This is a genomic window from Janibacter anophelis NBRC 107843 (assembly GCF_001570945.1).
In the GTDB taxonomy this organism is placed as follows: domain Bacteria; phylum Actinomycetota; class Actinomycetes; order Actinomycetales; family Dermatophilaceae; genus Janibacter; species Janibacter anophelis.
In genome coordinates this window covers 1-12,042 of sequence record NZ_BCSQ01000018.1, presented here as the reverse complement: position 1 = coordinate 12,042, position 12,042 = coordinate 1, and the positions used below count along the sequence as shown (strand labels likewise).

The window sequence follows — 12,042 nt, the reverse complement described above, 5'->3', positions numbered from 1 at the left end:
GCTCAGTCGTCCCCGCCGTCACTGCTCGGGCGCGTCGTCCGCTTCGGCTTGGGCGTGGTCGTCTTCGGCTTGTCGGACGTCCTGGACGTCGACCTCGGCCTGGACGACGAGGTGGAGGACTTCGACGTCGACCTCGAGGACGAGCTCGTGGACGTCGGTCGCGGCTGCTGGGTGGTCGTGACCGGCGGCGGGGGCGTGTAGGTCGAGGTGGGCGGGGGCGGCGGGGTGTACGGCGGCACACCGTTGGAGATGTACATCGTCACCGTCGTGCCCTTGAGGGCCCTGCCCTGCGGCTGCGTGTAGGCGACCGCGCCGGGCTGCGCGTGGCTGTTGACCTGGTCGCCGACCTTGGCCTTGAAACCGGCCTTCTTCAGCTTTTCCTCGGCCTGGGTCGGGCCCATGCCGGCGACGTCAGGGATCTTGCGCATGTCGCCGTTGACGACCTTGTCGCCGGGCTTCTTGAACTTCTTCTTCGGCATGTCCTCGGAGGCCTTGTTCATGATCGCCTCCCAGATCGGACCGGCGATCGTGCCGCCGTAGACCTTGCCGTAGTACTGGCCGCCGATGTTGACACCGGTCATCTCGTACTCACGGATCGGCGAGCCGACCCACACGGCGGTCGCGAGCTGGGGGGTGAACCCGGCGAACCAGGACTGCTTGTTGTTGTCGGTGGTACCCGTCTTGGCGGCAGCCTGGCGGCCGTCGTCGAGCACCATCGCGGCCGCGGTGCCGCCCGGCTCCATCGTGTTGGTGAGCAGGTCGGTGGCGCCGCGCGCGATGCCCTTGTCGACGACCTGCTTGCACGGCGGGGGCTTGATCTTCATCTTCTTGCCCTTGGCCGTCGTGATCGACTCGATGGGGTTGGGCGGGCAGTACTTGCCCTCCGCAGCCAAGGTCGCGTAGGCCGATGCGAGCTGCAGCGGCGTCGACGAGTCCGAGCCGAGGACGAGGTTGGACACCGCGTAGTCGTCCTTGACCTTCTTGCCGTCGTTGTAGTTCAGGCCGTAGGGCAGCCCGTACCCGTCGCTCAGGCCCATCTTCGCCATCACCTTGGGGATCCGGCAGGACCCCATCTCGGAGGCGAGCTGGGCGAAGACGGTGTTGACCGACATCTTCGTGGCCTGCGCCAGCGTCATCGTCCCGCCCGCGCCGTTCTCGGCGTTGGAGACCTCCCACGGGAAGGCGGTGGTGCACTTCTGGTCGAAGTCCTTCGGCATGAAGGTCGCCTGACTCCCCGGAGGCGTCTGGACGGTGGCGTCCATCGGCATGCCCTTCTCCAGGGCGGCGACGATCGCGAACATCTTGGCCGTCGAGCCGATGGCAAAGCCGTTGGTGCCGCCGTACTGGGCCGGGACGGTCCATGCCTGCTCGGAGTAGGAGGTCGTCGCCTTCTTCAGGCCCACCTTGTACTTCGAGGTCTGCGCGATCGCGCGCACCTTGCCGGTGCCCGGCTCGATCATCGCGGCGGCGCTGCCGAAGCGCTCGGTGCCCTGCGGGACCCGGTCGGTCAGCTCCTCCTTGAGCTCCTTCTGCCAGTCACGACGCAGCGTGGTCTTGATGGTGAATCCACCGGTGTTGACCGCCTGCATGCGGGCGTCCGGGTCGGGCCCGAGCTCCGGCATCTGGCGCAGGTACTGGATGACGTAGTTGCAGAAGTAGGGGTCGACGGCCTTGGAGCAGGTGCCGCCCTCGTTCTGCTTGATCTTGAGCATGTCCTCGACGTCCTTGGCCTTGGCCTTCTCGGCCTGCTCGGCGTCGATCATGCCCAGCTGCTGCATGCGGTTGATGACGACGTCGCGTCGCTCCTGGACGGCCTCGGGGTTGGTGCGCATGTTGAGCACGCTGGGCGACTGCACGACGCCCGCGAGAGCCGCTGACTCCGCGATGGTCAGGTCCTTGGCGCTCTTGCTGAAGAAGTGCTTGGCAGCCGCCTCGACGCCGTAGGCCTGGTCACCGTAGAAGGCGAGGTTGAGGTAGCCGTTGAGGATCTGGTCCTTGGTGTGCGTCTTCTCGACGTTGAGCGCGTACTTCAGCTCCTGCAGCTTGCGCGAGTAGGAGACCTCGACCGCAGCCTTGGCCGCCTCCTGGTCGTCGTTGCGCAGCGCCTTTTCCTGGAGCATGAGCTTGACGTACTGCTGGGTGATCGACGAGCCACCCTGGGTCTGACCGCTCGAGGCGTTGGAGACGAGCGCCCGCATCGTGCCGCGGACGTCGATGCCGCCGTGCTCGTAGAAGCGGCTGTCCTCGATCGCCAGCTGCGCCTTGCGCATCCACGGCGAGATCTTGCTCAAGGGCACGACGATCCGGTTGGCGTCGTACGGGGTCGCCAGCAGCTTGCCGTCGGCCGAGTAGATCTTCGACTGCTGGGCCAGGGGGTTGGCGGTGAACTCGTCGTCCAGCTCGTTGAACCCGGTGGCGGTGGACTTCGCAGCCCCGCCGGTCGCTCCCGCGAACGGGATGACGACACCGGCCCCCACGAGTCCGATCCCGACGGACACGGCCAAGAAGGCGCCGAGCAGTCGGAGGAGGTGCGGCATCCGAGAGTCAGACATGCTCAACAGGGTAACGGCGCTTCCTGAGCACGGCCCGCGACGCGCGCGGGGGTGCCGGGACCGCGCCGGCCACGTCCTCAGCGGCCGGTGAGCGCCTCACCGATCCGGCGCAGACCCTCGAGGTCGTGGATGTCGACGGCGTGCGCGGGCACCGTCCCCAGCGGGACGCCCGGGTGGGAGGTGCGAAATCGGGTGACGACCCCTCGGTGCCTGGCCGCGGTCTCGGCGACCTCGGCGTGCACCCGCAGCAACGACGCCGCCAGCTCATGACCGCCCAGCTCGTCGAGCTGCGCGGCCGCGTCCTCGGCCCGCCCGGCGCCCATCTGCTTGGCCGCGGCGACGTGGACCCGGTTGACGAGGACGCCGGCCAGGGGCATCCGGTCGCTCGCCAAGCGCTCGATGAAGTAGCCGGCCTCGCGCATGGCGTCCCGCTCGGGTGCGGCGACGACGACGAAGGAGGTCTCGGGCCGGGAGAGCAGGGCATAGGTCTGGTCGGCGCGCTGCCGGAAGCCGCCGAACATCGTGTCCATCGCCGCGACGAAGGTCTGCACGTCGCGCAGGAACTCCCCGCCGAGCAGCTTGGTCATGATGCCGCTGGCGAGCGAGACGCCGGCGCTGAAGACCTTGAGGGAGGCCCGACCGCCCACCTTCGCCGGGGCGGTGAGCAGGCGGATGAAGCGGCCGTCGAGGAAGGAGCCGAGCCGCTGGGGCGCGTCGAGGAAGTCCAGGGCCGAGCGCGACGGGGGCGTGTCGACGATGACGAGGTCCCAGTCGCGGGAGCCATCGTCCATCTGTCCGCGCAGCTGTCCCAGCTTTTCCATCGCCATGTACTCCTGCGTCCCGGCGAAGGAGCTCGACACGGCGATGTAGAAGGGGTTGGCGAGGATCTGCGCGGCCTTGTCGGGGGAGGCGTGCGCCTCGACGACCTCGTCGAAGGTGCGCTTCATGTCGAGCATCATCGCGTCGAGCGAGCCGCCGGAGGCCGGGTCGATGCCGGCGACGGGACGCGGCGTGTTGTCCAGCTCCTCGAGCCCGAGCGACTGCGCCAGGCGCCGCGCCGGGTCGATCGTCAGGACGACGACGCGCCGTCCCCGCTCGGCGGCGCGCAGCGCGAGTGCCGCGGCCGTGGTCGTCTTGCCGACGCCTCCGGAGCCGCAGCAGACGACGATGCGCCGCTCCGGGTCGTCGATGACGGTGTCGAGGTCGAGCACGGGGCCCTGGTCGGTCGCCATCACAGACCCGCCTGCTCGGCGAGCTCGTCCGCGAGCAGCCGCAGCTCCCCGGACTCCACGCCGTCGCTCAGGTGGGGCAGCACCCGGACCGGGACGTCGAGCTGGTCCAGCACGTGGTGCTGCTCGGCCTGCAGGCGGGCGCGCTCCACGTGGTCGGCACCCTCCTGCAGCAGGCCGCCGACGAGCGCCGGCCCGGTCCTCACGCCGATGGCCGTGAGGGCCTCCTCGAGGGACTCGGCGACGGCGGGGTCCTGCGCGGCGACCGCCGCGGCGTGCTCCTCGGGCACCACGGGGCGGCGCACGCCGTTGGCGATGACCGACCCCACCCGAAGGGGGAGTGAGCCCAGCTCGTCGATCGCGTCCAGGGTCTCCTGCACGGGCATCTCCTCGAGCAGCGTGACGAGGTGGACGACGGTCGCGGGGCTGCGCAGCAGTCGGGTGATCGAGTCGGCCTGGTTGCGCACCGGCCCGACCCGGGCGACTTCCGAGACCTCGGAGTTGACGTTGAGGAACCGGCCGATCCGGCCGGTCGGAGGTGCGTCGAGGACGACGGAGTCGAAGACGGGGCGGCGCTTCGCCCCCTTCGTCACCCGACCGACCGCCTCGTAGACGCGACCGATGAGCAGGACGTCGCGCACGCCCGGGGCGATCGTCGTCGCGAAGTCGACGGCGCCCACCTTTTCCAGGACGGAGCCGGCGCGGCCGAGCTTGTAGAACTTCTGCAGGTACTCCAGCAGCGCGGTCTTGGCGTCGACGGACAGGCCGACCACCTCGCCACCCGACGGGTCGGTCACGAGGAGGCGCTCCTCGGTGCCCAACGGGGCCACGTCGAGGACCTGGGCCAGGCCCTGTCTCCCTTCGACCTCGGCGAGCAGGACACGCTGGCCGCGCGCGGCCAGGGCAAGCGCCATGGCAGTGGCGACCGTCGTCTTGCCGGTGCCGCCCTTGCCGGTGACGACGTGGAGCCGGACGGGGGAGTCGGAGGGGCCGGTCACGACTGCCAGCCTACGAGTAGGGTGCCGACATGACCCAGTGGGAGTACGTGACCGTTCCGCTCATCGTCCACGCGACCAAGCAGATCCTCGACCAGTGGGGCGAGGACGGCTGGGAGCTCGTGCAGGTCCTGCAGGGCGACGGGGGCAACCTCGTGGCCTACCTCAAGCGACCCAAGGCCGCCTGATGGGTCGCATCGACGAGCGCCTCGCCGAGCTGTCCATCACCCTGACGGAGCCCGCCGCTCCGGCCGGCGCCTACGTCCCCGCGATCGTCGACGGTGACCACGTGCTCACCTCCGGCCAGCTGCCGCTCGTCGACGGTGCGCTGCCGGCCACCGGCCACGTGGGCGCCGAGGTCGACCCGGAGCAGGCCAAGGAGCTGGCCCGGGTCTGCGCGATCAACGCGCTCGCCGCCATCCGCTCCGCGATCGGTGACCTCGACCGGGTCGAGCAGGTCGTCAAGGTCGTCGGCTTCGTCGCCAGCGCCCCCGACTTCACCGGCCAGCCCGGTGTCATCAACGGCGCGAGCGAGCTGCTCGGCGAGGTCTTCGGCAGCGCCGGTGAGCACGCCCGCTCCGCGGTCGGCGTCGCCGCGCTGCCTCTCGGCGCGCCCGTCGAGGTGGAGGTCACGGTCCGGGTCCGGTCCTGATGGCCCAGCGCGACTTCCTGCTCGGCTCGGTGCGCGAGGCCCTGCTCGGCCTCGACGGTGACCGGCCGGAGCAGGCCACCCCGGCGCCCACGAAGCCGGCCGCCACCGTCATGCTCGTGCGCGACGACGAGGGCCCTCTCGAGGTCTTCATGCTGCGCCGGGTCTCCTCGATGGCCTTCGCTCCCTCGATGCACGTCTTCCCGGGTGGAGGCGTCGACCGGCGCGACGCCGAGGACGAGCTGCCCTGGGCGGGACCGGCCGTCGAGGAGTGGGCCGAGATCCTCGGCACCGACGAGGCCGGCGCGCGGATGCTCGTCGCGGCCGCGGTCCGCGAGATCTTCGAGGAGACCGGCGTCCTGCTGGCCTCCCCGGCCGATGACGCGGACGCCGGCACCCCGCACCTCGCCGCAGAGGTCGCCGCCGACCTCCGTCGGCGGCTCGTCGCCCACGAGATCGGCTTCGGTCAGGTCCTCCTGGAGCACCACCTCGTCCTGCGCAGCGACCTGCTGCGCTACCGGGCGCACTGGATCACCCCCGAGGTCGAACCGCGCCGCTACGACACGTACTTCTTCGTGGCCGCCGTCCCGGAAGGCCAGGACCCCGACGGCGAGACCACCGAGGCCGACCACTCCGAGTGGCTGCGGCCGTCGGCGGCGGTCGCCGCCTTCGAGGACGGAGACCTGATGCTCATGCCACCGACGCTCGTCTGCCTCGAGCAGCTCGCCGAGGTCACCACGGTGCGGGCCGCACTTGACCAGGACCTCCCGATCGCGGCGGTCATGCCGCACCTCGTGCAGACCGACGCCGGCCCGGCGATGCGGGCGGAGCTGCCGTGACCGGCGCGGTGGCACCCGAGCCTTCTGCTCCCTTCGGCCAGTGGGTCGGCGGTCAGGTGACCGATCACGCCCACTGCCTGCTGCAGGGCAACCCCGGCCCGATGACGCTCGACGGCACCAACACGTGGGTGCTCATGGCGCCCGGCGGCACCGAGGCGATCGTCATCGACCCCGGCGAGGACGAGGCCGCCCACCAGCAGCGGGTCGTCGACCACGTCACCGCGATCGGCGCCCGGGTGGCGCAGATCGTCGTCACCCACGGCCACCGCGACCACGACGAAGGGGTGCCCCGTCTCGTCGAGCTCACCGGCGCCCCGGTCCGGGCGGTCGGGCGCGGCCACGACGACCTGACCGACGGCGACGTCCTCACCGCGTCCGGCCTCGAGGTCCGGGTCGTCGCGACGCCCGGCCACACCTCCGACTCGGTCTCCTTCGCGCTCGCGGCCGACCACGCGCTGCTCACCGGCGACACGGTCCTCGGCCGCGGGACGACGATGGTCGCCCACCCCGACGGGGAGCTCGAGGCCTACCTGGACTCACTCGAGCGGATCAAGGCACTGACCGGAGGCGGTGAGGTCGCGATGATCCTGCCCGGCCACGGACCGACCGTGCCCGATGCCGCCGCCATGGTCGACTTCTACCGGGTGCACCGGCGGGAGCGCCTCGAGCAGGTGCGCGCCGCGATGGCCGACGGCGCGCTCGACGCCGACGCGGTGGTGGCCACGGTCTACGCCGACGTCGACCGCTCGGTCTGGCCCGCGGCGAAGCTGTCCGTGCTCGCGCAGATGCGCTACCTCGAGCAGGCGGGCTGACGCCCCCTTCGTCCTCCACCGCGCATCCGCCCGGGCGAATGCACGCCCGGGACGACAGAACCGCGCATCTCCCCGGGGAAATGCGCGGTTCTGTGGTCGGTCTGGATCAGCGGGCGCGGCGCTGGAGGCGCTCGACGTCGGTCAGCAGGACCGCCCGGGCCTCGAGGCGCAGCCAGCCGCGCGAGGCGAAGTCGGCCAGGGCCTTGTTGACCGTCTCGCGGGAGGCGCCGACGAGCTGGGCCAGCTCCTCCTGGGTGAGGTCGTGGGCGACCATGACGCCGTCCTCGACGGGGCGGCCGAAGCGCTGGCTCAGCTCGAGCAGCGCCTTGGCGACGCGACCGGGGACGTCGGTGAAGACGAGGTCGGCCAGGTTTTCGTTGGTGCGGCGCAGGCGACGGGCCAGGGCCGCGAGGAGGGTGCCGGCGATGCGCGGGTGGGCGCCGAGCAGCTGGGTCAGCTGCTCGTTGCCCAGACCGATGAGCTGGGTCTCGGCGACAGCGGTCGCGGTGGCCGTGCGGGGGCCCGGGTCGAAGAGGCTGAGCTCACCGAGCATCTCGGACGGGCCGAGGATGGCGAGCAGGTTCTCCCGGCCGTCGCTGGAGGAGCGGCCGAGCTTGATCTTGCCCTCGGTGATGACATAGAGCCGGTCGCCCTGGTCCCCCTCGTTGAAGAGGACGTCCCCGCGCTCCATGCGCACGGGGGTCATCGTCGCCATCACCTCTGCGGCGTCGGCGTCGTCAAGGGTCGCGAAGAGCGGGGCGCGGCGTACGACATCGAGGTTCACAGAGGGCAGTGTGCCACGGGACCTGTCCGAGCGGGGGCCTAGGCTACGAGGGTGTCTGTCGTGCGCGAGGAGTCCGATCTGGCCCTGACCCGTCGTGCGCGGAGGATGTACCGCACCCTCCACGAGCGCTACCCGTACGCGCACTGCGAGCTCGACTTCGACACCCCGCTGCAGCTGCTCGTCGCCACGGTCCTGTCCGCGCAGACCACCGACGTGACGGTCAACAGGGTGACGCCGGCCCTCTTCGCCCGCTGGCCCACGGCCGCCGACCTGGCGAGCGCCGACCGCACCGAGATGGAGGAGGTGCTGCGTCCCACCGGCTTCTACCGGGCCAAGACCAACTCCGTCCTCAAGCTCGGCGCGGCGATCGTCGAGCAGCATGCGGGCGAGGTGCCGCCCCGGCTGCAGGACCTCGTCAAGCTGCCGGGTGTCGGCCGCAAGACCGCCAACGTCGTCCTCGGCAATGCCTTCGGCATCCCCGGGATCACCGTGGACACCCACTTCGGCCGGCTGGCCCGTCGCATGGGTTGGACGGACGAGGAGGACCCGGTCAAGGTCGAGCACGCCGTCGGTGAGCTCATCCCGCGCAAGGACTGGACCATGCTCAGCCACGTCCTGATCTTCCACGGGCGGCGCACCTGCCACGCCCGTCGTCCGGCGTGCGGGGCCTGCCCCGTCACCAAGTGGTGCCCCTCGTACGGCATCGGCGAGACCGATCCGGACAAGGCGGCCAAGCTCCTCAAGTACGAGCTGGCACCCGAGGCGATCACGACGAAGGGGGAGCAGTGACCGCTCCCTCCGTCCCGCCGTCGTGGTTGCTCGAGGCGGAGGACGCGCTGCGCGCGGACCTGCCCGGGTGGTTCACGCAGTTCGCCCCACCGAGTGACCCGCCACGCCGCTCGGCGGTCCTCATGCTCGTCGCCGAGGGCGAGCGCGGGCACGACATCGTCCTCACCGAGCGCTCCGGCAGCCTGCGCAGCCACGCGAGCCAGGTCTCCTTCCCCGGGGGCAAGCTCGACCCGGGGGAGACGCCCGTCGACGCGGCGCTGCGCGAGACCTGGGAGGAGGTCGGCGTCGAGCCGGTGGGCGTCGACGTCATCGGGTCCTTCCCCGACCTCTGGCTGGGTCCGAGCGAGAACGCGGTCACCCCCGTCCTCGGCTGGTGGCGTGACCCGGGACCTCTGCGGGTCGTCGACCCCGGCGAGGTGGCGCGGGTCGAGCGGATCCCCGTCGCCGACCTCGTCGATCCCGCCAACCGGTTCATGGTCAAGGGGCCGAGCGGCTACGTCGGGCCGGGCTTCGAGGTGGCCGACCTCTTCGTGTGGGGCTTCACGGCGCAGCTGCTCACCGTGCTGCTCGACGCGGCCGGCCTGACCCAGCCGTGGGACGAAGGTGTGCGGCGTCGCCTGCCGTGGCGCTTCGTGCGCCAGTACGTCATGCGCTCGGGTGGACGACGGCCAACCAGTCGATGAGCTCGCGGGTCGTCTCCTCGGGAGCCTCCTCGGGGACGAAGGCGCCGACCTCCGGCACGGTGCGCACCGTCAACGGTCCCGAGACGTGCCGCTCGCACTCGGCAGCCATCGTCGGCAGCGACGTCGGGTCGGCCGAGCCGTGCAGGTGCAGCACGGGCACCTCGATCGGTGTCTTGACCCGTTGCAGGTACCTCAGGCCGGTCGGGGTGAGCCGACACCGGTAGAACCACCGGTGGTACTCGGCCGCGGCCACGCCGGCGAAGGGGAAGGACATCGCCTCCGTGTACCGGTCGACGACCTCATCGGTCATCCAGCCATGGTCCGGGCCCGACCACGCGGCGAGCCGTCGCGCGACGCTCGGAGGCTGTCGCTCCGAGGCGAAGGGAGCCTGCATCGCCCGCAGGTAGCGGTTGGCCCGCCACTGCACGGGGTGACGCCACATCGAGTGGTGGAAGACCGCGGGGTGCGGCATGCCGATCGGCGCGACCGCTGCGGTCACCGAGGGGTGGTGGGTCGGCATGCTCCACACGAAGGTGGCACCGAGCCCCAGGCCGACGAAGACCACCCGCTCGGCACCGAGGCTGCGCACGATCGCCGCGAGGTCGTCGCACGCAGTGGGGGCGTCGTACCCCGTCGGCGGCTTGTCGCTGGCGCCGAAGCCTCGCAGATCCACGGCGACGGCGCGGTAGCCGGCGGCCGCAACGGCCGGCAGCTGGTCACGCCAGCTCCACCAGAACTGGGGGTACCCGTGCACGAAGACGACGACGGGCCCGGTCCCCGTCGTGGTGACGTGGAACCGGGCCCCGTTGGCCGAGACGAATCGGTGCTCCCACGGGCCCTCGACGAGGGCGGCCGCGGCGTCGGGCGGGTTCAGCTGCCCGGCTTGATGGCGGCGACCGTCTCCTTGGCGTTGCTGATCGCCTTCTGCGGGACGGTGTTCTCCTTGGCCTTCTTCAGCGCCTTGAGGCCGAGCAGGCCGGCGACCGCCGCGATGAGGAAGAGGAGCACGGTGACGATCAGGTAGCCCGCCCACACCGGCAGCCAGATCGCGATGACCTGGGCGAGGGTGTGGAAGAGGAAGATGAGACCGAGCAGTCCGACGAAGGCGGCGCCGCCGAGCAGGCCCGCGCCCTTGCCGCCGAAGGACAGGCCCTTGGTGACCTCCGCCTTGGCGAGCTGGATCTCGCTCTGGACGAGGGCCGAGATGTCGTGCGTGGCGTCGGAGACCAACTGACCGACCGTGCGCTCGGCCTCGCCCGGAGCGGGCTGACCGACGAGGCGCCGGGTGGCGGGGTCGGTGCTGGCGGTGCGGGCGTGATCGTTGCTCATGCTGCTCCTGGTCGCTCGGTGACATCGGCCACCGGGGGTGGCGTGCGTTCTCGTCGCCAGCCTACCCACGAGTCCGGTCGACTGCGGGTACGCCGGCGTGATGCGGCGGTCACGACATACCCGGCGAAGGGGGGACGACGCCCGGTCGAAGTTCCGGTGAACCTTGCTCGGAACCGGCCGTTTCTGGCCAAGTGGGCCCGTCGGAGGGGTCACCATCGAGACATGAGCTACGGCGAGGAGACCACGCCTCTGGCCATCGCGCACCGCGGTGGCGCCGAGCTGGCCCCCGAGAACACGCTCGCGGCGTTCGGGATGTCGACCGCGTTGGGCCTGCGCTACCTCGAGAGCGACATCAAGCTCACCTCCGACGGTCACCTCGTCTGCTTCCACGACGAGTACCTCGACCGGTGCACGACCGGGACGGGTCGGCTGGGGGAGCGGACCCTCGCGGACCTCGAGCGCAATGTCCGCGTCGGTGGGACCGAGCCGATCCCGACGCTCGAGGAGGCACTGATCTCCTTCCCCGACGCGTGCTTCACCGTGGACCTGAAGGACCGTGCGGCGATCGCCCCCATGGCGCGGCTGCTGCAGCGACGCGACTATGCGGAGCGGGTCTGTGTCGCCGGTGCCTGGGATGGCTGGCTCCAGCTGCTCGCCTCGCAGTCACCCCACGTGCGCACCGCGCTCGGGTGGCGCTCGCTCGTCGCGCTGATCTCCGCGGCGAAGGCGGGAGTGCAGCCGCCGGCCTCCGTGGTCCGGGGCCGCTTCGCGCACGTCCCGATCCAGCTCGGGCGTCTGCCGATCCACTCACCGTCCCTCGTGCGCCGCGCCCACCGACTCGGGGTCCGCGTCGTCGTGTGGACCGTGGATGACCCGGTCCTGATGCACGAGCTGCTCGACATGGGGGTGGACGGCATCATCACCGACCGCCCGGACCGGCTGCGCTCGGTGATGATCAGCCGCGGGATCTGGGAGCCGATGCGCGGCTCCGCCACGCCCCACCCGACGCCTGTCGGGTAGCCGCCGCAGGCTCGCGGCCGGGTCGTCGAGCCGCCCCGGTGGAGGGTCCGGGCAGCCGCCGGTGACAGGCGATTTGGTGTTGCGACATCTGGTGATCTAATGTTCTCGACGTCAGCCCGAGAGGGAGGAACGGACACCAAGCGGTGGCTCTCGAAGCCGCCCCAGGCAGGCCGGTCCCACGAGTTGACAGCCCTGATCCAGATCAGTCCGCACCGCACTGCCCAGCAGGACGGAAACGGGATTTGGAACCGCACAGCCTCGCTGATACGATGGGCCACCGCTGAAGATCCAAGCGCGATCAACATCCGGCCGCTCCAAGAGCGCATCACGGAATTGACGCCCAAGCATGGACAGCGGTAAG

13 protein-coding genes are annotated in these 12,042 nt (G+C 71.0%); 7 read left to right on the top strand and 6 right to left on the bottom strand.

Features of this window, described 5'->3' with window-relative positions; translation table 11 throughout:
* Window positions 1-2: 2 nt before the first annotated feature.
* The 3 genes from JAN01S_RS06530 to bagA all read right to left on the bottom strand — a co-directional run bounded on the left by JAN01S_RS06530 (window position 3) and on the right by bagA (window position 4,779).
* Window positions 3-2,552, bottom strand: a complete 2,550-nt coding sequence (locus JAN01S_RS06530; protein ID WP_084360074.1) for a transglycosylase domain-containing protein — start codon at window positions 2,550-2,552, stop codon at window positions 3-5.
* A gap of 77 nt (window positions 2,553-2,629) precedes the next feature.
* Window positions 2,630-3,784 (bottom strand): ArsA family ATPase, encoded by a 1,155-nt coding sequence (gene bagB, locus JAN01S_RS06525; RefSeq protein ID WP_068315480.1) that lies wholly within the window; start codon window positions 3,782-3,784, stop codon window positions 2,630-2,632.
* A complete protein-coding gene (gene bagA, locus JAN01S_RS06520) occupies window positions 3,784-4,779 on the bottom strand; it encodes an ATPase BagA (RefSeq protein WP_068315477.1) in 996 nt (331 codons plus the stop codon). The genes bagB and bagA overlap by 1 nt, the downstream gene beginning before the upstream one ends.
* A gap of 29 nt (window positions 4,780-4,808) precedes the next feature.
* Between bagA and sp36 the strand changes: the two genes are divergently transcribed.
* The 4 genes from sp36 to JAN01S_RS06505 are packed head-to-tail and all read left to right on the top strand — an operon-like array spanning window position 4,809 to window position 7,076.
* Window positions 4,809-4,964, top strand: coding sequence for a Sp36 family protein (gene sp36 / locus JAN01S_RS16845; RefSeq protein ID WP_007926759.1), 156 nt, complete (start codon window positions 4,809-4,811; stop codon window positions 4,962-4,964).
* Complete coding sequence (locus JAN01S_RS06515) at window positions 4,964-5,428, top strand: RidA family protein (protein ID WP_068315473.1); 465 nt, start codon at window positions 4,964-4,966, stop codon at window positions 5,426-5,428. Before sp36 ends, JAN01S_RS06515 begins: the two co-directional genes overlap by 1 nt.
* Window positions 5,428-6,264: an NUDIX hydrolase gene (locus JAN01S_RS06510; protein WP_169797176.1), complete on the top strand. Its 837-nt coding sequence runs from the start codon at window positions 5,428-5,430 to the stop codon at window positions 6,262-6,264. Before JAN01S_RS06515 ends, JAN01S_RS06510 begins: the two co-directional genes overlap by 1 nt.
* Window positions 6,261-7,076 carry an MBL fold metallo-hydrolase gene (locus JAN01S_RS06505; RefSeq protein WP_068315469.1) on the top strand — a complete coding sequence of 272 codons (816 nt, stop codon included), beginning with the start codon at window positions 6,261-6,263 and terminating at the stop codon, window positions 7,074-7,076. Before JAN01S_RS06510 ends, JAN01S_RS06505 begins: the two co-directional genes overlap by 4 nt.
* Window positions 7,077-7,182: 106 nt before the next feature.
* Here JAN01S_RS06505 and JAN01S_RS06500 read toward each other — a convergent pair whose 3' ends face one another.
* A complete protein-coding gene (locus JAN01S_RS06500; RefSeq protein ID WP_068315465.1) occupies window positions 7,183-7,860 on the bottom strand; it encodes a Crp/Fnr family transcriptional regulator in 678 nt (225 codons plus the stop codon).
* 105 nt (window positions 7,861-7,965) lie between these two features.
* On the opposite strand from JAN01S_RS06500, the gene nth reads away from it, so the two are divergent.
* Window positions 7,966-8,649 carry an endonuclease III gene (gene nth, locus JAN01S_RS06495; RefSeq protein WP_084360073.1) on the top strand — a complete coding sequence of 228 codons (684 nt, stop codon included), beginning with the start codon at window positions 7,966-7,968 and terminating at the stop codon, window positions 8,647-8,649.
* Window positions 8,646-9,332 carry an NUDIX hydrolase gene (locus tag JAN01S_RS06490; protein ID WP_084360072.1) on the top strand — a complete coding sequence of 229 codons (687 nt, stop codon included), beginning with the start codon at window positions 8,646-8,648 and terminating at the stop codon, window positions 9,330-9,332. Before nth ends, JAN01S_RS06490 begins: the two co-directional genes overlap by 4 nt.
* Here the strand turns inward: JAN01S_RS06490 and JAN01S_RS06485 are convergent.
* The gene (locus JAN01S_RS06485) at window positions 9,295-10,206 is read right to left on the bottom strand and encodes an alpha/beta fold hydrolase (protein WP_280513180.1); all 912 of its coding nucleotides are present in this window, start codon (window positions 10,204-10,206) and stop codon (window positions 9,295-9,297) included. The genes JAN01S_RS06490 and JAN01S_RS06485 overlap by 38 nt on opposite strands.
* Window positions 10,203-10,661 carry a phage holin family protein gene (locus tag JAN01S_RS06480; RefSeq protein ID WP_068315455.1) on the bottom strand — a complete coding sequence of 153 codons (459 nt, stop codon included), beginning with the start codon at window positions 10,659-10,661 and terminating at the stop codon, window positions 10,203-10,205. The genes JAN01S_RS06485 and JAN01S_RS06480 overlap by 4 nt, the downstream gene beginning before the upstream one ends.
* 222 nt (window positions 10,662-10,883) lie before the next feature.
* Here JAN01S_RS06480 and JAN01S_RS06475 point away from each other — a divergent pair, with 222 nt between their 5' ends.
* Window positions 10,884-11,681: a glycerophosphodiester phosphodiesterase family protein gene (locus JAN01S_RS06475; protein ID WP_068315452.1), complete on the top strand. Its 798-nt coding sequence runs from the start codon at window positions 10,884-10,886 to the stop codon at window positions 11,679-11,681.
* The last annotated feature ends 361 nt before the right edge of the window (window positions 11,682-12,042 follow it).